Annotated in this window: 17 protein-coding genes and 1 pseudogene; 15 read left to right on the top strand and 3 right to left on the bottom strand. The window is 67.4% G+C overall.

Annotation, left to right across the window (positions count from 1 at the left end; all coding sequences use genetic code 11):
• From ftsW to lpxC, 8 genes and pseudogenes are all read left to right on the top strand, one after another.
• On the top strand, nt 1-1326 hold the full coding sequence (gene ftsW, locus AC5P8F_RS09385; protein ID WP_014645940.1) for a putative lipid II flippase FtsW: 1326 nt from the start codon (nt 1-3) through the stop codon (nt 1324-1326).
• On the top strand, nt 1323-2411 hold the full coding sequence (gene murG / locus AC5P8F_RS09390; RefSeq protein ID WP_495227989.1) for an undecaprenyldiphospho-muramoylpentapeptide beta-N-acetylglucosaminyltransferase: 1089 nt from the start codon (nt 1323-1325) through the stop codon (nt 2409-2411). Before ftsW ends, murG begins: the two co-directional genes overlap by 4 nt.
• Before the next feature lie 40 nt (nt 2412-2451).
• Nucleotides 2452-3888 carry a UDP-N-acetylmuramate--L-alanine ligase gene (gene murC, locus AC5P8F_RS09395; protein ID WP_014645942.1) on the top strand — a complete coding sequence of 479 codons (1437 nt, stop codon included), beginning with the start codon at nt 2452-2454 and terminating at the stop codon, nt 3886-3888.
• Nucleotides 3885-4847, top strand: coding sequence for a D-alanine--D-alanine ligase (locus tag AC5P8F_RS09400; RefSeq protein ID WP_014645943.1), 963 nt, complete (start codon nt 3885-3887; stop codon nt 4845-4847). Before murC ends, AC5P8F_RS09400 begins: the two co-directional genes overlap by 4 nt.
• Nucleotides 4844-5521 (top strand): annotated as a pseudogene (locus tag AC5P8F_RS09405) (cell division protein FtsQ/DivIB); the annotation flags it as partial. The gene AC5P8F_RS09400 and the pseudogene AC5P8F_RS09405, both read left to right, overlap by 4 nt.
• 68 nt (nt 5522-5589) lie before the next feature.
• Entirely contained in the window at nt 5590-6825 is a 1236-nt protein-coding gene (gene ftsA, locus AC5P8F_RS09410; RefSeq protein WP_005408083.1) for a cell division protein FtsA, read from the top strand.
• Between the two features lie 170 nt (nt 6826-6995).
• Nucleotides 6996-8231, top strand: coding sequence for a cell division protein FtsZ (gene ftsZ, locus AC5P8F_RS09415; RefSeq protein ID WP_005415297.1), 1236 nt, complete (start codon nt 6996-6998; stop codon nt 8229-8231).
• A gap of 205 nt (nt 8232-8436) precedes the next feature.
• A complete protein-coding gene (lpxC, locus tag AC5P8F_RS09420) occupies nt 8437-9348 on the top strand; it encodes a UDP-3-O-acyl-N-acetylglucosamine deacetylase (protein WP_049440195.1) in 912 nt (303 codons plus the stop codon).
• A 281-nt stretch (nt 9349-9629) separates the two neighbouring features.
• Here the strand turns inward: lpxC and AC5P8F_RS09425 are convergent, their stop codons facing one another.
• Nucleotides 9630-10079, bottom strand: a complete 450-nt coding sequence (locus tag AC5P8F_RS09425; protein WP_032956682.1) for a DciA family protein — start codon at nt 10077-10079, stop codon at nt 9630-9632.
• Between the two features lie 12 nt (nt 10080-10091).
• Between AC5P8F_RS09425 and AC5P8F_RS09430 the strand changes: the two genes are divergently transcribed.
• From AC5P8F_RS09430 to AC5P8F_RS09440, 3 genes are all read left to right on the top strand, one after another.
• A complete protein-coding gene (locus tag AC5P8F_RS09430) occupies nt 10092-11048 on the top strand; it encodes a M23 family metallopeptidase (protein ID WP_014645946.1) in 957 nt (318 codons plus the stop codon).
• Nucleotides 11049-11335: 287 nt separating this feature from the next.
• Nucleotides 11336-14068, top strand: a complete 2733-nt coding sequence (secA, locus tag AC5P8F_RS09435) for a preprotein translocase subunit SecA (RefSeq protein WP_014645947.1) — start codon at nt 11336-11338, stop codon at nt 14066-14068.
• A 102-nt stretch (nt 14069-14170) separates the two neighbouring features.
• Nucleotides 14171-15124: a Nudix family hydrolase gene (locus tag AC5P8F_RS09440; RefSeq protein WP_049406070.1), complete on the top strand. Its 954-nt coding sequence runs from the start codon at nt 14171-14173 to the stop codon at nt 15122-15124.
• A gap of 103 nt (nt 15125-15227) precedes the next feature.
• On the opposite strand, the gene AC5P8F_RS09445 is transcribed toward AC5P8F_RS09440, so the two are convergent.
• Together AC5P8F_RS09445 and metF are read right to left on the bottom strand one after the other, a co-directional pair.
• The gene (locus AC5P8F_RS09445) at nt 15228-15812 is read right to left on the bottom strand and encodes a DUF4124 domain-containing protein (protein WP_046428829.1); all 585 of its coding nucleotides are present in this window, start codon (nt 15810-15812) and stop codon (nt 15228-15230) included.
• A gap of 40 nt (nt 15813-15852) precedes the next feature.
• The gene (gene metF, locus AC5P8F_RS09450; protein WP_126411735.1) at nt 15853-16680 is read right to left on the bottom strand and encodes a methylenetetrahydrofolate reductase [NAD(P)H]; all 828 of its coding nucleotides are present in this window, start codon (nt 16678-16680) and stop codon (nt 15853-15855) included.
• Nucleotides 16681-16883: 203 nt separating this feature from the next.
• Between metF and AC5P8F_RS09455 the strand changes: the two genes are divergently transcribed.
• The 4 genes from AC5P8F_RS09455 to AC5P8F_RS09470 are packed head-to-tail and all read left to right on the top strand — an operon-like array spanning nt 16884 to nt 20259.
• A complete protein-coding gene (locus AC5P8F_RS09455) occupies nt 16884-17810 on the top strand; it encodes an alpha/beta fold hydrolase (protein WP_227864285.1) in 927 nt (308 codons plus the stop codon).
• A 36-nt stretch (nt 17811-17846) separates the two neighbouring features.
• The gene (locus AC5P8F_RS09460; RefSeq protein ID WP_014645952.1) at nt 17847-18896 is read left to right on the top strand and encodes a sensor histidine kinase; all 1050 of its coding nucleotides are present in this window, start codon (nt 17847-17849) and stop codon (nt 18894-18896) included.
• The gene (locus AC5P8F_RS09465; protein WP_014645953.1) at nt 18893-19624 is read left to right on the top strand and encodes a LytR/AlgR family response regulator transcription factor; all 732 of its coding nucleotides are present in this window, start codon (nt 18893-18895) and stop codon (nt 19622-19624) included. Before AC5P8F_RS09460 ends, AC5P8F_RS09465 begins: the two co-directional genes overlap by 4 nt.
• A gap of 50 nt (nt 19625-19674) precedes the next feature.
• Nucleotides 19675-20259, top strand: a complete 585-nt coding sequence (locus AC5P8F_RS09470) for a DUF3228 family protein (protein WP_014645954.1) — start codon at nt 19675-19677, stop codon at nt 20257-20259.
• Nucleotides 20260-20331 lie beyond the last annotated feature (72 nt).

Raw genomic sequence — 20331 nt, forward strand, 5'->3', positions numbered from 1 at the left:
ATGAACGACCTGTCCCGCCAGGCAACACGCCTTGAAGCCATCGAAGGCAGCTACGACAAGTGGCTGCTGGGCGCGATCATCGCGCTCACCGGTGTCGGCGTGGTGATGGTGGCCTCCAGCTCGATCGCGCTGATGAGCAGCCCGTTCTATTACCTCAACCGCCACCTGATCTTCCTGGCGGTGGGTATCGTGCTGGCGGTCATTGCCGCCCGCACCGAGCTGAAGTCGATCGAGCAGTACAACCAGATGCTGCTGCTGGGCTGCTTCGTACTGCTGCTGGCGGTGTTCGCACCGGGACTGGGCAGCACGGTCAACGGTGCGCGCCGCTGGATCAACCTGGGCATTTCCAAGTTCCAGACGGTCGAAGCGGTGAAAGTGCTCTACATCGTCTGGCTGTCGAGCTACCTGGTGCGTTTCCGCGACGAGGTCAATGCGACCTGGCCGGCAATGCTCAAGCCGCTGGGCGTGGCCGGTGCGCTGGTGGTGCTGCTGCTGCTGCAGCCGGACTTCGGTTCCTCGACCCTGCTGCTGGCGATCACCGCCGGCATGCTGGTGCTGGGCGGGGTGAACATGCCGCGCATGTCGATGCCGGTGATCATCGGCCTGGTCGGCATGAGCGCGCTGGCGATCATCGAGCCGTACCGCATGCGCCGCATCACCTCCTTCCTGGACCCGTGGGCCGACCAGCAGGGCGACGGCTACCAGCTGTCCAACGCGCTGATGGCGGTGGGCCGTGGTGAATGGACCGGCGTCGGCCTGGGCAACTCCGTGCAGAAGCTGTACTACCTGCCCGAAGCGCACACCGACTTCATCTTCTCGGTCACCGCCGAGGAATTCGGTTTCCTGGGTACCTGCGTGATCGTGGCGCTGTATGCGCTGCTGGTCGGCCGTACCTTCTGGCTGGGCATGCGCTGCGTGGAAATGAAGCGCCACTTCTCCGGCTACATCGCCTTCGGCATCGGCCTGTGGATCAGCATGCAGACCTTCGTCTCGATCGGCGTGAACCTGGGCATCCTGCCGACCAAGGGCCTGACCCTGCCGCTGATCTCCTCCGGCGGTTCGTCGGTGCTGATGACCTGCGTGGCGATGGGCCTGCTGCTGCGCGTGTCGTATGAACTCAAGCGCGCCGAGCGCCGCCAGGCCGTGCGCATCGGTGGCGCCGAAGACGCCGCGGCCGAACCGATGGACAAGCCCGCCGCAGCGGTGGACGCCAGCGTGCCGATGCGTGCCGAGCCGGTCGCACCCGCGTCCGCTGCAGCGAGCGCCGCACGTGGCACCAGCCGCCTGCAGTCGCGCATCGAACCGACCTTCGGGAGGCTGTCATGAGTGCAGCCACCGAGAGTGGGCGCCCGGTGATGATCCTGGCCGGAGGCACCGGCGGTCACATCTTCCCCGGCCTGGCCGTGGCCCGCGTGCTGCGCCAGCGCGGCGTGCCGGTGACCTGGATGGGCGCCGACGGTGCGATGGAAACCCGCCTGGTGCCGCAGCACGACATCGCCATCGATACGCTGGCCATCACTGGCCTGCGCGGCAAGGGCAAGCTGGCCCTGCTGGCGGCGCCGTGGCGGCTGATGCGCGCGCTGCGCGCGGCCGGGCTCATCATCCGCCAGCGCCAGCCGCGCGCGGTGGTCGCCTTCGGTGGCTTTGCCTCCGGCCCCGGTGGCATGGCCACGCGCCTGCATGGCCTGCCGCTGATCGTGCATGAGCAGAACCGTGCGCCGGGCCTCACCAACCGCATCCTGTCGCGTTATGCGCGTCGCCTGCTGACCGGTTTCCCGGGCACCTTCGCCAAGGGCGAGGAGTTCGTCGGTAACCCGGTGCGCGCGGAAATCGCTGCCATCGCGCCGCCGGAACAGCGCTTCGCCGACCGGCAGGGCCCGCTGCGGGTGCTGGTGGTGGGCGGCAGCCAGGGCGCGCGTGCCCTCAATACCGGCGTGCCGCAGGCGATTGCCGCGCTGGGCGCCGGCCTGCCGGTGCAGGTGCGCCACCAGAGCGGCGAGAAGATGCATGCCGAAGCGGTGGAGGCTTACGCCAAGGCCGGTGTGCAGGCGGAAATCACGCCGTTCATCGCCGACATGGCCGAAGCCTTTGCCTGGGCTGACCTGGTTGTCTGCCGCGCCGGCGCGTCCACGCTGGCCGAGCTGTGCGCGGTCGGTGTCGGCAGCGTGCTGGTGCCATTCCCCGCTGCCGTCGACGATCACCAGACCTGCAACGCGGAGTACCTGGTCGAGCGCGGCGCGGCGGTGTTGCTGAAGCAGGACGGAACGCTGGCCGACGGCATTGCCGCACTGCTGCGCGATCTGTCCGAAAATCCCGCCCGCCGCATGCAGATGGCGCAAGCCGCGCGTGCCCTGGCCAAGGTCGATGCCGCCGAGCGCATCGCCGATATCATTCTCGAGGAAGCTGTATGAAGAAGGCATGCCACCGCGCCTGCCCTGCGCGAGGCCGCGCATGATCCGCCGCCTGCACGACACCAACGACCTGGTGCGCGCGTTCCCGCGCGTGCATTTCGTCGGCATCGGCGGCACCGGCATGAGCGGTATCGCCGAAGTGATGCTGACGCTGGGCTATGAAGTGTCCGGCTCGGACAACGCCGACAACGTGGCGACCCGCCGCCTGGCCAGCCTGGGTGCGCGCATCATGCGCGGCCACTCCGCGGCCAACGTGCTGGGCACCGACTGCGTGGTGGTCTCCAGTGCCATCCGCGAAGACAACCCGGAACTGATGGAAGCACGCAGCCAGCGCATTCCGATCATGCCGCGTGCGGCGATGCTGGCCGAGCTGATGCGCTTCCGCCGCGGCATCGCCGTGGCCGGTACCCATGGCAAGACCACCACCACCAGCCTGACCGCTGCGGTGCTGAGCGAAGGTGGCCTGGACCCGACGTTCGTGATCGGTGGCCAGCTGCTGGCCGCCGGTGCCAACGCCAAGCTGGGTGGCGGGCAGTGGCTGGTGGCCGAGGCCGATGAAAGCGATGGCAGCTTCCTGCGCCTGAACCCGCTGATGTCGATCATCACGAACATCGATGCCGACCACCTGGAAAACTACGGCAACGATTTCGCCCGCGTGCAGGCGGCGTTTGCCGAGTTCCTGCAGCGCCTGCCGTTCTACGGCCTGGCGGTACTGTGCATCGATGATCCGGAAGTCGCCGCGCTGGCCGCCAGGACCCCGCGCCACGTGATGAGCTACGGCATGAGCCCGCAGGCCGACGTGCGCGCCGAGAACGTGGTGCAGGAAGGGTCGCGCATGCGCTTCACCCTGCGCCTGCCGCAGGGCACCAGCCAGGAAGTGGTGCTGGCGCTGCCGGGCAGGCACAACGTGCTCAACGCGCTGGCCGCCGCTGCGGTGGGCTGGCAGCTGGGCGTGGCCCCGGACGCGATCGCACGCGCGCTGGAGGGCTTCGCCGGTGTCGGCCGTCGCTTCAACGATCTGGGCGAGGTGACCACCGCCAGTGGCGCCAAGGTCCGCATCATCGACGACTATGGCCATCACCCGAGCGAGCTGGAGGCAGTGTTCGCCGCCGCTCGTGGTGGCTGGGCCGACAAGCGCCTGGTGGTGGCCTTCCAGCCGCACCGCTACAGCCGTACCCGCGACCAGTTCGACAAGTTCGCCGCCGTGCTGTCGAGCGTTGATGCGCTGGTGCTGAGCGAGGTCTACCCGGCCGGTGAAGAACCGATTGCCGGCGCCGACTCGCACGCGCTGGCCCGTGCCATCCGCGCGCGCGGCCGCAGTGAGCCGGTGGTGGTGGGCAAGGCCGCCGAGCTGGCCAGCGTGCTGCCGGACGTGCTGCAGGACGGTGACCTGCTGCTGATGATGGGCGCCGGCGACATCGGTGCCGTGGCCACCCATATCGCGGTGGAAGGTTTCAAGGGGGAGGGCCAGGCGTGAGCACGCTGACCTTCCCGCCGCTGCGCGTGACCGACCCGGCCGAGTTCGGCCGCGTCGCCGTGCTGCTGGGCGGCAGTTCCAGCGAACGCGAGGTGTCGCTGGATTCGGGCCGCAACGTGCTCGAAGCCCTGCAGTCGCGTGGCGTCGATGCGTTCGCGGTGGACGGCATTCCGGCGCTCGCCAGCGCGCTCGCCGCCGGTGGCATCGATCGCGTCTTCAACATCCTGCACGGCCACAACGGTGGCGGTGAGGACGGCATCGTGCAGGGCCTGATGGACGCCTTCGGCGTGCCGTACACCGGCTCGAACGTGCTGGGTTCGGCGCTGAGCATGGACAAGATCCGCACCAAGCAGGTGTGGCTGTCGCTGGGCCTGCCAACCCCGCAGTACCGCAAGGTCACTGCCGAGGACGTGCACGCCAATGCCGCCGAACTCGGCCTGCCGGTGGTGGTGAAGCCGGCCAACGAAGGCTCCAGCGTGGGCATCAGCCGGGTCACCGATGACGCCGGGCTGGATGAAGCGGTGGCCCTGGCTGCGCGCTACGACGGCCAGCTGCTAATGGAGCAGATGGTGGTCGGCGACGAATTGACCGTGGCCATCCTTGGCGACGTCGCACTGCCGTCGATCCGCATCGTGCCCAAGGGCCAGTGGTACGACTACAACGCCAAGTACATCGCCGAGGACACCCAGTACCTGTGTCCGGGCCTGGACGGTGGCGACGAAGAGGACATCCGGCGCATCGCGCTGGCCGCGTTCCGTGCCGCCGGGTGCCGTGGCTGGGGCCGCGTGGACGTGATGCGCGATCGCGACAGCGGCCGTTTCTTCCTGCTGGAAGTGAACACCGCGCCGGGCATGACCAGCCATTCGCTGGTGCCCAAGGCGGCCCGCCAGGCCGGCATCGGTTTCGAGGAACTGGTGTGGCGCGTGCTGGAACAGACCTTGGAGGCCTCGCACGCATGAACGCGGTGCTGCGCATCTTCGTCTGGCTGTTGGCGCTGTCGGTGGTTGCACTGCCGGTGGTGGCCGTAGTCAATGGCTGGGTCGGCGCCGAGCGCTGGCCGCTGGCGAAGCTGCGCGTGCATGGTGAGTTCAAGCGGGTGCCGGCCGAACAGCTGCAGCAGGTGCTGCTGCCGTATGCGCGCGCCGGTTTCTTCGCGGTCAAGCTGCAGGACGCGCAGGACGCCCTGGAGAAGCTGCCGTGGGTGGAAAGCGCGCAGGTCCGCAAGCAGTGGCCGGACGTGCTGGAAGTGACCCTGGTCGAGCACAAGCCGTTCGCCCGCTGGGGTACCGACCGCCTGGTGTCCGAGCAGGGCAAGCTGTTCCCCACGCCGAAGAAGCTGTCCGACCTGGCGCTGCCGGAGCTGGATGGCCCGGACAGCCAGACCGCGGAAGTGATGAAGCTGTACAGCGACTCGCGTGCATTGTTCGCACCGGCCGGCGTCGATGTGCGCCGGGTGACGATGGACGCACGCGGCAGCTGGTCGCTGGTGCTGAGCAACGGCACCGAAGTGGTGGTCGGCCGCGACGACGCGCGCTCGCGCATGCAGCGCTTCGTCAAGGTACTGCCGCAGCTCAACCGTCAGGACGCGCCGATCGAGCGCGCCGACCTCCGTTACACCAATGGTTTCACGCTGAGCTGGGGTACCCCGGCCACGCCGGCGAAAACGCCGGCGACCCCGGCCAGAAGCACGCAGGAAAGGACATGAATCGCAAGGGTGACAAATCGCTGATCGTTGGCCTGGACATCGGCACCTCCAAGGTGGTGGCGCTGGTGGGCGAGTATTCGCCGGGCAACCCGATCGAAGTGATCGGCATCGGCTCGCACGAATCGCGCGGGCTGAAGCGCGGCGTGGTGGTGGACATCGAATCGACCGTGCAGTCGATCCAGCGCGCGGTGGAAGAAGCCGAGCTGATGGCCGGCTGCGAGATCCGTTCGGTGTACGCCTCGATTTCCGGCAACCACGTGCAGTGCAAGAACTCGCCGGGCATCGTGCCGATCCGCGACGGTGAAGTGACCTGGGGCGACCTGGATCGCGTGCTCGACGCGGCCAAGGCGGTGGCGATCCCGGCCGACCAGAAGATCCTCCACGCGATCCCGCGCGAGTACGTGCTGGACGATTCGCAGGAAGGCATCCGCAACCCGGTCGGCATGACCGGCGTGCGCCTGGAAGTGCATGCGCACCTGGTGGTGTGCGCGCAGTCGGCGGCGGCCAACATCAGCAAGTGCGTGCAGCGCTGCGGCCTGCAGGTGGACGACCTGGTGCTGTCCTCGCTGGCCTCCAGCGTGGCGGTGCTGACCGCCGACGAGCGCGAGCTGGGCGTGGTGCTGGTCGACATGGGCGCCGGCACCACCGACATCGCGGTGTTCGTGCAGGGTGCGATCTGCCACACCGCCTCGCTGCCGATCGCCGGCGACCACGTGACCAACGACATCGCGCACATGCTGCGCACGCCGACCCCGGAAGCCGAGCAGATCAAGGTGCGCTATGCCTGCGCCCTGGCCCAGCTGGCCACGGCCGAGGAGAGCATCCAGGTGCCGTCGGTGGGCGACCGCCCGCCGCGCCGCATGCCGCGCCATTCGCTGGCGCAGGCCGTGCAGGGCCGTTACGAGGAAATCTTCGAGATGGTGCAGGCCGAACTGCGCCGCTCCGGCTTCGAGGAACTGGTGCGCGCCGGCATGGTGCTGACCGGTGGCGCGTCGAAGATGGAAGGCGTGGTCGAACTGGCCGAGGAAATGCTGCAGATGCCGGTGCGCGTGGGTATCCCGCAGCACGTCACCGGCCTGGGCGAAGTGGTCGGCAACCCGGTGCACGCCACCGGCGTGGGCCTGCTGCTGATGGGAAGCCAGATCGAGCACCCGCGGCGGCCGTCGCTGCCCACCGGGCGCGCCGGAAGCATGTTCAAGAAACTCAAGACCTGGTTCCGCGGCGAGTTCTGACGCGGAACCCGAAAACCCGGGCCTCGCCCGGGCGCAACACCCGCAGTACCCGCATCACAACGCAATACCGGCTACACACAACCCACACAGCCGCAACGTCGGCATGCAGCAGGACGGCAGGACGCCCGAATGCCCATGCCAGCCAAAGCGGATACAACGAGGACACGGACATGGCGCATTTTGAACTGATCGAAAAGATGGCACCCAATGCGGTGATCAAGGTGGTTGGCGTGGGCGGCGGCGGCGGCAATGCCGTGGCGCACATGGTCAACTCGGCAGTGGATGGCGTGGAATTCATCACTGCCAACACCGACTCGCAGGCCATCAAGAATTGTGGTGCCAAGCTGCAGCTGCAGCTGGGTACCAACGTGACCAAGGGCCTGGGCGCAGGCGCGAACCCGGAAGTCGGCCGCCAGGCCGCGCTGGAAGACCGTGAGCGCATCATGGACGCGCTGCAGGGCGCCGACATGGTGTTCATCACCGCCGGCATGGGCGGCGGCACCGGTACCGGCGCTGCGCCGGTGGTGGCACAGCTGGCCAAGGAAATGGGCATCCTGACCGTGGCCGTGGTCACCAAGCCGTTCCCGTTCGAAGGCCGTCGCCGCATGCAGGTGGCGCTGAAGGGCATCGAGGAACTGAGCCAGCACTGCGACTCGCTGATCACCATCCCGAACGAGAAGCTGATCACCGTGCTGGGTCGCAACGCGACCATGATCCAGGCCTTCCGCGCTGCCAACGACGTGCTGCAGGGCGCCGTGCAGGGCATCGCCGACCTGATCGTGCGTCCGGGCCTGATCAACGTCGACTTCGCCGACGTGCGCACCGTCATGTCCGAAATGGGCCTGGCGATGATGGGTACCGGCACCGCCCGTGGCGATGACCGCGCCCAGGCCGCTGCCGAATCGGCGATCCAGAACCCGCTGCTGGACGATGTGAACCTGGCTGGTGCCAACGGCATCCTGGTCAACATCACCGCCGGCGCCGATTTCACCATGGCCGAGTTCGACGAGATCGGCCGCACCATCGATGGCTTCGCTTCCGAAGATGCCACCGTGGTGGTCGGCACCGTGCTCGATCCGGACATGCAGGACGAAGTGCGCGTGACCGTGGTGGCCACCGGCCTGAACCGCGTCTCGGCCAGCAAGACCCAGCGTCCGGGCGAGCGTGCGCCGATCAAGCTGGTCCGCAACGCCACCACCGGCCAGCCGGAGTTCGGCGAGTTCGACAACGGCGGCGATGCCGTCTCCAAGGCGGTGGGTGGCATGGGCCTGGGCCTGCGTCGCGCCAGCAGCGATACCGCAGCGGCCTCCGCCCCTTCGGCCCCGGCCGCTTCGGCCCCGGCGGCGGCGGAACTGCCGAACGATTACCTGGACATCCCGGCGTTCCTGCGCCGCCAGGCGGACTAAGCGGGGCGGCCCGGGGTTGTCCTCCCCGGGTTGCGCCACCATGTCCTGAAAACGCGGGCGCCGGGCCAGGATGGGCCCGGCCGCCCTGCTTCACGCGCTTTCCAGCGGCGTGCCGGTGGATCCTGCCGGTGGCTGCAACTGGCGTTTCAGCCGGGGTAGGGGAGTGCGCGTGTTAATCTAATGTGTCACTTCCGGTCCATCCCCCATGATCCAGCAACGCACCCTCAAGAACACGATCCGCGCCACCGGCGTTGGCCTGCACAGTGGTGACAAGGTCTACATGACCCTGCGCCCGGCACCGGTCAACCATGGCATCGTGTTCCGCCGCGTGGACCTGGACCCGGTGGTGGAGGTGCCGGCCAAGGCCGAACTGGTCACCGAAGTGACCCTGTGCACCGGCCTGACCTGCAACGACGCAAAGATCCAGACCGTCGAACACCTGATGTCGGCGCTGGCCGGCCTGGGTGTGGACAACATCATCGTCGAACTGTCCTCGGCCGAGCTGCCGATCATGGACGGTTCGGCCGGCCCGTTCGTGTTCCTGCTGCAGTCGGCGGGCATCATCGAACAGGATGCGCCCAAGCGCTTCATCCGCGTGCTCAAGACCGTGGAGGTGACCGAGGGCGACAAGGTGGCCCGTTTCACCCCGTACGAGGGCTACAAGCTGGGCTTCACCATCCAGTTCGACCACCCGATGATCCCGGCCAAGCAGTCGCGGCAGGAAATCGAGTTCTCGACGCTGGCCTACACCAAGGAAATCTCCCGCGCGCGCACCTTCGGTTTCATGCGCGACCTGGAATACATGCGCGAGCGCAACCTGGGCCTGGGCGGTTCGATGGACAACGCCATCGTGCTGGACGAGTTCCGCGTGCTCAACGAAGACGGCCTGCGCTACGCCGACGAGTTCGTGCGCCACAAGATCCTTGACGCCATTGGCGACCTCTACCTGGCCGGTGGCCAGGTGCTGGGCGCCTACGAGGGCTTCAAGTCCGGCCACGCGCTCAACAACAAGCTGGTGCGGGCCCTGATGGCCGACGCCAGCGCCTGGGAATGGGTCAGCTTCGACTCGCCGACCACCCCGGATCCGGTGGAATATGCCACCCCGGCCTACGCCTGATTCCGTAGATCGTTGAATTTCAAGATAAAAACGCCGCCTTCCAGGGCGGCGTCGTTGTTTCCGGCGCTTGCGACGCATTCAGCGTGCTTGAAAGGCGTCAAGGCCGGTTCAAGGTCACGGTTTTGTGAACCTGTTGGATCGGAAGCCTGAATTTAACGAAGTTTTAACTTCAATCTAACGACAGGCCTCCGGATGGCCGCTAGGATGCGACCCGGCCCCCGAAATGTTTCACGCCGTGGTGACACGCGCGACGGGGAGCGGAGCCGGATGCTCCGTTGCCATCAGGATCGCTTCTTCGGCTTCGAGGGAACGTCCTGCAGGCAAGCCAAGGCGTCGCGTAGCCCTTTGTGCGTGGCGGCTGAAACTGCGTGGGGGCCATTCCGGTTGTCGATCGCTGGGGAGCGTGAGGGAGTGGTGGACGCAGTCTTGATGGTCACCCTGGTGGCCTTCAGCCCGATGGAACGGGCCGCGTCGAGCAACTGGGCTTCGGCAAGCCGCAACTTGGCATGCCAGACCGGGGACTCGACGAGAAAAACGAGGTGTTCCCCGTCCACATTGGCCAGCCGGCAGCGGCTGCGCAGAGGTGGCGGCAACTGGGGGCGCAACTGCCGGTCCAGCGCGTCGAGCCACAAGGCCCGACGCAGCGGGTTCCCGCTTTTGTCCGCCATTACCGCATCCAGCGCCGGTTTCGGCACTGACGCGGGGCGAACGCTGGATTTCGGCTCAGACATGAAAACTCACTGATGGCATTCAAAAAGATCGTAATCAAAACGCGTGAAGGACAGGCCAAGGCGTCGCCGATCACGCGTTTGCGGTTCTATTTCGAGGACCGCCCCCGCGCCCTGCTGGGCAGCGTGCTCGGGGTAGGCTGCATTATCGGCCTTGCCGGCGGCATTGGCGCCAGTGCGCTGAATGATTCGCGCCTGCAGGCCAAGGTCGAGCGCCAGGATGCGGAGCTGGCCAAGGTCAAGCGCGATGCGCAGACCCAGGTCAACGCGCTGGCTGCCCGCCTCGGCGAGCTGCAGGCGCAGGCCACCCGCCTGAACGCGCTTGGCGAACGGCTGACCCAGATGGGCAAGCTGGAAGATGGCGAATTCGACTTCAACGAGACCCCCGGCCTCGGTGATGGCGACGCCGGCGGCCCGACCAGCGACATCCCGGTCAAGGACGTCAACGCCGACTTACAGGTGCTGGAGCAGCGCTTCGCTGCTTCAGGCCGCCAGTTGTCGGTGATGGAATCGCTGATGTTCGACCACCAGCTGCAGCAGAACGCCGTGCCGTCGCGCATGCCGATCCGCAACAGCTACGTGACCTCCGGCTTCGGCACCCGTGCCGACCCGTTCGGCCGCGGCGCCGCCACCCACAAGGGCATGGACTTCCACGCCAAGGTCGGTGACCCGGTGATGGCCGTGGCCGAAGGCGTGGTCAGCTTCGCCGGTGTGAAGGGCGGCTATGGCAACGTCGTCGATGTCGACCACGGTAACGGCTATGTCACCCGCTACGCGCACAATTCGCGCCTGGTGGTGAAGGCCGGTGACCTGGTCCGCGCCGGCCAGGAAGTGGCCAAGGCCGGTTCCACCGGCCGTTCGACCGGTGCCCACGTGCACTTCGAGGTGTGGGAGAACGGCAACGTGGTCAACCCGCGCAAGTTCCTCGGCGACGGCGGCAACACGCCGGTCGGCCGCGTCAGCCGCGGCTGATGCCCGGGTCGGATTCCTTCCGCGCCGCGGAAGGGCTCTGACCCGATTCGGTTGAGGGCTGGGGTCAGAGCCCTTTCGCCATGGCGAAAGGGGTCCGACCCCGCATCCGTGTTTCTTTGCCGAATCCGGGGCGATTGCGACCGGATTGGCGCTTGAAACCTCAGCCGCCCGTCCCAAGCTACAATGGGTGTTGCCATCGACAGGGCGCCAGGCGCCCTGTTTCGTTTGCGGCGGACGGATCCCAAGGGGGAGGCCGGGCGTCGTGTCCATCCAACCCGGTTCCTTCAATGATCAACAGCCTGCTTACCCGCGTATTTGGCAGTCGTAACGAACGACAGCTGCGCCAGCTCAACCGCATCGTCGCCAAGATCAATGCGCTGGAGCCGGAGATCGAGAAGCTTTCCGACGAGCAGCTTCAGGCCAAGACGCCGGAGTTCAAGCAGCGCATCGCCGGCGGTGAAGCCCTGGACAAGGTGCTGCCGGAAGCGTTCGCGGTCTGCCGCGAAGCCGGCCGCCGCGTGCTGGGCATGCGCCACTACGACGTGCAGCTGATCGGCGGCATGGTGCTTCACCTGGGCAAGATCGCAGAAATGCGCACCGGTGAAGGCAAGACCCTGGTGGCGACCCTGCCGGTGTACCTCAACGCGCTGGAAGGCAAGGGCGTGCACGTGGTCACCGTGAACGACTACCTGGCCCGCCGCGACGCCGCGCAGATGGGCAAGCTGTACAACTGGCTGGGCCTGAGCGTGGGCGTGGTGTACCCGGGCATGCCGCACAGCGACAAGCGCGAAGCCTACGCGGCCGACATCACCTACGGCACCAACAACGAATTCGGCTTCGACTACCTGCGCGACAACATGGCGCTGTCCAAGGCCGACCGTTACCAGCGCGGCCTGCACTACGCCATCGTCGACGAAGTCGACTCCATCCTGATCGACGAAGCGCGTACCCCGCTGATCATCTCCGGTCCGGCCGATGATTCCCCGGAGCTGTACATCCGCGTCAACCGCGTCGTGCCGCACCTGGTCAAGCAGGAAGCGGAAGACGGCGAGGGCGATTTCTGGGTCGACGAGAAGGGCAAGCAGGTGCACCTGTCCGAAGCGGGCATGGAGCACGCCGAGCAGCTGCTGGTTGAAGCCGGCATCCTCGACGGCGAGACCGAAGGCCTGTACGCGGCGCAGAACCTGACCGTGGTCCACCACCTCAACGCCGCCCTGCGCGCGCACGCGATCTACCAGCGTGACGTGGACTACATCGTGCGCGACGGCGAAGTGGTCATCGTCGATGAGTTCACCGGCCGTACCCTGGCCGGCCGCCGCTGGTCCGACGGCCTGCACCAGGCGGTGGAAGCGAAGGAAGGCGTGCCGGTCCAGCGCGAGAACCAGACGCTGGCGAGCATCACCTTCCAGAACCTGTTCCGCATGTACAAGAAGCTGTCCGGCATGACCGGTACGGCCGATACCGAAGCGTTCGAATTCCAGAGCATCTACGGCCTGGAAGTGGTGGTGATCCCGACCAACCGCCCGACCATCCGCAAGGACAGTCCGGACCAGGTGTTCCTCAACCGCAAGGGCAAGTTCAATGCGGTGCTGGCCGACATCGAAGAGTGCGCCAAGCGCGGCCAGCCGGTGCTGGTGGGTACCACCTCGATCGAAACCTCGGAAATGCTGTCCGAGCACCTGAGCAAGGCCGGCGTGAAGCACGAAGTGCTCAACGCCAAGCAGCATGACCGCGAAGCGACCATCGTCGCCAACGCTGGCCGCCCGGGCGCAGTGACCATCGCCACCAACATGGCCGGCCGCGGTACCGACATCGTGCTGGGCGGTTCGCTGGAAGCCGAGATCCACGCCCTAGGCGAGGACGCGACCGACGAGCAGAAGGCAGCGGTCAAGGCCGAATGGCAGAAGCGCCACGAGGCAGTGAAGGCGGCCGGCGGCCTGCACATCGTCGGCACCGAGCGCCACGAATCGCGTCGTATCGACAACCAGCTGCGCGGCCGTTCGGGCCGCCAGGGTGACCCGGGTTCGTCCCGCTTCTACCTGTCGCTGGAAGACAACCTGATGCGCATCTTCGCCTCCGACTGGGTGCAGAAGGCCATGCGCATGATGGGCATGAAGGAAGACGACGTCATCGAGGACCGCCTGGTCAGCCGGCAGATCGAAAAGGCGCAGCGCAAGGTCGAGGCCCACAACTTCGACATCCGCAAGAACCTGCTGGACTTCGACGACGTCAACAACGACCAGCGCAAGGTGATCTACGCCCAGCGCGACGAGCTGCTGGATGCCGAGTCGGTGAAGGCGAATGTCGATGGCATCCGCGACGACGTGATCTTCGACATCGTGGCGCGCTTCGTGCCGCCGAACTCGATCGACGAGCAGTGGGACCTGCGCGGCCTGGAAGCGACCCTGGAGTCGGACTTCGGCCTGCAGATGTCGCTGACCGACCTGGTCAAGGAACACGAAGAGCTGGACGCTGAGGCCATCGCCACCAAGGTCCAGGAGCGCGTCAACCAGCACTTCGCCGAGAAGGAAGCCGGCCTGGGCGAAGAAACCATGCGCGCGCTGGAGAAGCACGTGATGCTGACCGTGCTGGACCAGAGCTGGAAGGAGCACCTGGCGCGCATGGATTACCTGCGCCAGGGCATCTACCTGCGTGGTTACGCGCAGAAGCAGCCGAAGCAGGAATACAAGAAGGAAGCCTTCGAGCTGTTCTCGGACATGCTGGAGAACGTCAAGCGCGAAGTGGTGACCCTGCTGGCCCGCGTGCGCATCCGCAGCGACGAGGAAGTGCAGGCGCTGGAAGCGGCCGAGCGCCAGCAGGCGCAGGCGCGCCTGAGCCAGTCGCAGTTCCAGCACCAGGATGCCGGCGGTTACAGCGCCGACGAGGAAGCCGCGCAGGTCGAAGCCGCCCAGCAGGGCGTGGCCACGCTGCAGCGCGACGAGCCGAAGATCGGCCGCAATGATCCGTGCCCGTGCGGCAGTGGCAAGAAGTACAAGCACTGCCACGGCCAGCTGAGCTGACCCCGGAAGGCCCCGCGCAAGCGGGGCCTTCTGCTTTGGCGCGGGCGATCCGGCGCGGATTCGTGATTGCGCTGGCCGCCCTGTTCTGGGCATGCTGGCCCCATGGTTTCTCCCACCCGATCGATCCATGTCGTGGCCGCCGTCATCACCGACGCCCGTGGCCGCGTGCTGCTCAACCGCCGTACCGAGAACCGCGACATGGCTGGCCTGTGGGAGTTCCCCGGCGGCAAGCGCGAATCCGGCGAGACCTCCGAGCAGGCGCTGGTGCGTGAACTGCGCGAAGAGCTGGGCATCGAGGCCGATGTCGGGCCCTGGCTGATGGATGTGCCGCAGCGCTATCCGGACAAGCACCTGACCCTGGAAGTGCGCCACGTGCGCAGCTGGAAGGGCACACCGCGCGGGCGCGAGGGCCAGGCGATCACCTGGGTGGCGCAGGACAAGCTGGGCCGCTATTCCATGCCGCCGGCCGACCTGCCGGTGGTGGCCGCACTGCGCCAACCGGATCGCTACCTCATCACGCCGGCGCCGGCCGAAGATGCCGGCGGCGTGCAGCACTGGCATGAACGGCTGCAGCAGGCAGTGGCGGCGGGCCAGCAGCGCATCCAGCTGCGCCTGCCGCCGGAGCATCCGCAACGGCAGGCGATGATCGAACAGGCCGTGCGCGCGCATCGTCGCGGCGTGCAGTGGCTGCTCAACCGCGATGTCGCGTTGGCCCGCACACTGGGCGTGGGCGTGCACCTGGGCAGCGAGCAGTTGCTGGCCCTGCAGGAGCGGCCCTTGCCGGAAGGACAGCTGGTCGCCGCGTCCTGCCACGACCTGGAGCAGCTGCAGGCGGCGCAGCAGTTGGGCTGCGACTTCGCGGTGCTCGGCCCGGTGCAGGCCACGGCCAGCCATCCCGGGGCGGTGCCGCTGGGCTGGGAGGCCTTCGCTGCGCTGCGCGCGCAGGTATCGCTGCCGATCTACGCGTTGGGCGGCATGGCCGCCGGCCATATCGCCGAAGCGCGTCGGCATGGCGGGCAGGGCATCGCTGCGATTCGTGGGCTGTGGCCGGCGTGAGCCGGCATGCAGGGTCAGATCCCTGCGCAGCAGGGCTCTGACCCCATCGCGGCAATCCGGGGTCGGAGCCCTTTTCGCTGGGAAGGGATCCGACCCCTCCCGATCACAACGTAATCCAGAAGCATCCGTATTGCCGCCGCAATCCCAGCACCGTGGACGCTCGCGACGCGCTGCCGGGCAGCGTCTGCTCCAGGCGCAGGCCGACCGGATGCCGTGGCGCTGGCGGCTCAGGGTCGGATTCCTGCGCCGCAGGGCTCTGACCCTCTTCCTGCGAGGACGCCAGCCCCTGTGGCGGATACACCGGCACCACGTCCACCAGTGGCCGCCGTGCCAAGGATTCCAACTGGCCGAGGATGCGCTGCGCGCCGGCATCGGAGACCGCACCCCACAGGTACAGCGAGGACAGCCGGTTCACATCGTTGCTGACGATGCCGGTGCGCAGTGCCTCCACCAGCTCGCTCAGGCGTCGTGGGCAGCGCGCACCCAGGGTGTCGCGTGGCAGGGTGCTGCCGGTGGGCGCGGGCGGTGGCAATCGCGACCGGGCGCCAACGCTGTCGCAGGGGCGGTCGGTATACACGCTCTGCCCCTGCGCATCGGTGCAGCGGTTCAAGCGCGGGGACTGCGCATGGACAATGCTCGATACCGAACACAACGACAGCAGCAACAGCAGGAAGGAAAACCGGTTCATCGGCGCAGGGTAGCGCCGATCGCGGTGGCATGGCGTGCTTTCAGCCGTGCAGCAGCTTCAACACCGACGTGGTCGGCTTGGCCAGGTTCAAGGTGTAGAAGTGCAGGCCCGGCGCGCCGCCCTCGATCAGGCGCTGGCACAGTTTGGCCACCACTTCGGTACCGAACGCCCGCACCGATTCGGCGTCATCGCCATAGGCCTGCATCTTGCGGCTGATCCAGCGCGGGATCTCCGCACCGCATTGCTCGGAGAAGCGGCGCAGCTGGCTGAAGTTGGCGATCGGCATGATGCCGGGCGTGATCGGCACCTGCACGCCGAGCCGGCGCACGGCATCGACGAAGTGGAAGTACGCATCCGGGTTGTAGAAATACTGGGTGATCGCCGCGTCGGCGCCGGCATCGATCTTGGCCTTGAAGTGCTTCAGGTCGGCCAGTGCATCGGAGGCCTGTGGATGGGTCTCCGGATAGGCACCGACTTCGATGCGGAAGGCGGTGCCGTGTTCGGCGCGGATGAAGTCGATCAGCTCGGCGGCGTAGCGCATGTCACCGGGGAAGCCCATGCCGGAGGGCAGATCGCCACGCAGCGCGACCAGGCGATGGCAGCCGATGGCGCGGTACAGCTTGAGCAGTTCGCGGATTTCCTGGCGGGTGCCGCCGACACAGGACAGGTGCGGTGCAGCCTCGAAGCCGTGGTGCTGGTTGAGGTGGCGCACGGTCTCGGAGGTATAGCTCAGGGTCGAGCCACCGGCGCCGAAGGTACAGGACACGTACTCGGGGCCGTAGTCCTTCAGCTTGGCCGCGGCGCGGTCCAGCTGGCTGCGCTGTTCGTCGGTCTTGGGCGGATAGAACTCGAAGCTGATGGCGGTCATGGCACGGGCGGCAGCGGCGGGTGCGGGTCAGTATATCGCTTCATCAAGATGGATGTTAGTTGGCTGCATGGACTGGCACCGTCCGCCGCCGGCGACCGTTTGCCCGGGTCTGCGGCCGTTGCTCCGGAATCGCAACCTGGCTGCCGTAGCCGGGCACACGCTGCTCCCATCCCGGCACCCCCCACCTGATGAAGGAGCACACGATGAAGATCTTCCTGGCACTCTGGTACGCGATGAAGGCCCTGGCCCGGCTGGCGATGATCGGCATGGCGATGGCCGTGCTCGGCTCCGGTTCCGCGCATGCCGCCACCGGCTCGACCGCTGGCAAGGTACAGGTCGAGGTGGTCGGCATGGGGCGACCGCTGCTGATGATCCCCGGCCTCAACAGCAGCGCCGAGGCCTGGCGCGAGACCTGCCTGGCCCTGAAGGACGTGCAGTGCCACCTGGTGCAGTTGCCGGGCTTTGCTGGCGCGGCAGCGGCCGACCCGCGCCCGGCCGGCTTCCTGCCGGCGATGCGCAGGCAGCTGCTTGCCTACCTGCATGACCAGCACCTGGGGCCGGTGGTGGTGGTCGGCCACAGCCTCGGTGGCGTGCTGGGCCTGCAGATGGCGCAGGCCGAGCCGAAGGCGATCAGCGCACTGGTGGTGGTCGACGCCCTGCCGTTCCTGCCGGCGGCGCGCGACCCGAGTGCCACCGCTGACAGCGTGCGGCCGATGGCCGACCAGCTGCGCAAGGGCATGCTGGCCGCCGATGCCGCGCAATGGCAGGCGCAGTTGAAGGCGGGCCTGCCGGGCATGACCCGCGATCCGCGGCGCCAGGCCGAACTGGGCCGCTGGGGCGAAGCCAGCGACCGCCAGACCACGGCCGATGCGATGCATGCGTTGATGACCACCGACCTGCGCGACAGCATCGCTTCGATCACCGCGCCGACGCTGGTGCTCGGCAGCTGGGCCGGCTACCAGCCGATGGGCGGCACCGAGGACGGCACGCGTGCGGTGTTCCAGGCCCAGTACGCGAACCTGCAGGGCGTGCAGATCGCGATGAGCGCGCAGGGTTTCCACTTCCTGATGTGGGATGATCCGCGCTGGTTGCAGGAACAGGTGCAGCGATTCCTCGCCGCGCATCCCTGACCCTTGTCCGCCCTCCTGCCACCGCCGAGAGCCCGCATGGACGCCACCACGCCTTCCCGCCGTTTCTGGACGCTCAATGCACTGGCATGGGCCGGCTATGCGCTGTACGGGCTGTGGGTCGGCATGCGGATCGGTGGCGGCATCGTGTTCAGTGGCATCGTGCTGATCACCGTCAGCGTCGCGGTCTCACTCTGGCTGTGCAGCGGCGCATTGCGTTCGGTTGCACTGCGCCAGCGCTGGTGGGAGGGCAGCCTGGGCAGCCTGGTGCTGAAACTGGCTGCCGGCGTGGTGCTCGGGGCCAGCGTCGCACAGGCGGTAACGGCGGCGCTGCTGCTGCCGGCGCTGGCGCTGGGTTGGGTGCAGCTGCCTGGCGGCCATGCGGATTACCAGTGGTCTTCGGTGCTGCTGTACTGGATGAACACCGCGTTGTTCCTGCTGGTGTGGACCGGTTTGTGGGCGGGCCTGCACGGCCTGCGGCGGGCACGCTACAGCGAGCTGGCACGCCTGCGCGCCGAAGCCGAACGCAGTGCGCTGGAACGTGACGCACTGCGTGCGCGGCTCAATCCGCACTTCATGTTCAATGCGCTGAACAACCTGCGTGCGCTGATCCTGGAAGACCCGGAACGGGCCCGTGACATGGTCACCCGCCTGTCGCGCACGCTGCGCCAGGCGCTCGCCCACAACCGCAGCGAGCAGGTCACGTTGGCCGAGGAACTGGCGGTGGTCGATGATTACCTGGCCATCGAGGCGGTCCATTTCGAACAGCGCCTGCAGGTGCGGCAGCAGATCGATGCCGATGCCACGCAGGCGCAGCTGCCGGCGATGGCGTTGCAGTTGCTGGTGGAGAACGCGATCAAGCACGGTATCGCCAGCCGTCCCGGCGGCGGCGAGGTGCAGATCCGCGCCACGCTGGACAATGACGTGCTGCGGTTGCAGGTGGACAATCCACTTCCAACCGGCAGCGAACCCACCCATGGCCATGGCGTCGGCCTGGCCTACCTGCGTGCGCAGCTGGGCATGCGTGGCCGATTCGTGCTGCAACCGGCCGGTGACCGCATGCAGGCCCTGCTGGAGATTCCGCAATGACTGGCATGCTGCGCGTGTTGATCGTCGATGACGCACGGCTGGCCCGGCAGGAGCTGCGCACGCTGCTGTCGGCGCTGCCGTGGGTGCAGTGCGTGGGCGAGGCCGACGACGTGCCCGCCGCACGCGAGGCGATCACCACGCTGGCACCGGACCTGGTGCTGCTGGATGTGCAGATGCCCTCCGGCAGTGGTTTCGACGTGCTGGACGGCCTGGACACGGTGCCGGCCGTGGTCTTCGTCACCGCCTACGACACCTATGCGGTGCGTGCGTTCCAGGCCAACGCGCTGGACTACCTGGTGAAGCCGGTGGAGGCGCCGCGGCTGCTGGAAGCGCTCGAGCGGGCGCGGCAGTGCGAGGCGGTTGCGGCCGACGTGCCGGAATCGCGCGGCACGCTGGGCGCGCACGACCAGGTGTTCGTGCGCGAGGGTGAACGCTGCTGGTTCGTGGCAGTCTCCGAGATCCGTCGGCTGGTGGTGGATGGCAACTACACGCGGCTGTGGTTCCGCGACCAGAACGCACTGCTGACCCGCAGCCTGAGCGCGCTGGAAGCACGTCTGCCGCCGGATCTTTTCTTCCGCGCCAACCGCAACACACTGGTCAACCTGCGCCGTATCCGTGGGGTGTCGCCCAGCATCGGCGACGGCTATGACCTGACGCTGGATGATGGCAGCGAGGTGGAGGTATCGCGGCGGCAGGCACGCGAGCTGCGCGAGCGGATGGCGTTGTAGGTGCTGCCAGCGGTTACCCTGTGCAGCGGATTCCCAGATCACGCCGCGCCATGTCCATCGTCCTCACCGATTTCGCCCGTCCCCGCCTGTTCCCGCGCGTGCCACGCGGCAATACCATCCAGGACTGCACTGCCGAGCAGTTCGAGGCACACCTCAATGCGCACGCGCCGCTGAAGGTGCTCGACGGCTACGCCCCGTTCTGCAAGTTGTTCGTCTACGAGAACTGGACCAGCACGCGCTGCCTGACGGTGCCGGTCACCGAGGCCAACCGCCACCAGCTGCGCAGCGGCTACGAAGCGCGCAACCGCGAGGAACTGCCGGTACTGGTGCGCTGGTTCGAGGGCGTGGAGTCGCCGCGCGCGAACTACCTGGTGGTGATCCTGTACAACGCCGAGCAGCTGGCCAGGGAAGGCTCACCGATCGAAGCCGACTGGGGCATCGTCGGCTGCATCTACACCGCCGAACCGGAAGAAGTGCCGATGGCGCCGATCACCATGATGCGCAATGCGCTGGGCGTGGAGGAGGGCGGTTCCGGCGTGCCATTGGACAAGGAGGCCTACCGGCGCTCGGTGGAGTTCTGGGAGAACAACGCCAACTGGCGGCCGGGGTCGGATCCCCGCATCGCAGGGCTCTGACCCGATCATTCGAGCCCCCGGTCGAAGCCTTTCCCTGAGGAGGGGATCCGATCCCAGGCGCGCGCTATGATC

The organism is Stenotrophomonas sp. YJH_SMC_69 (genome assembly GCF_059370495.1).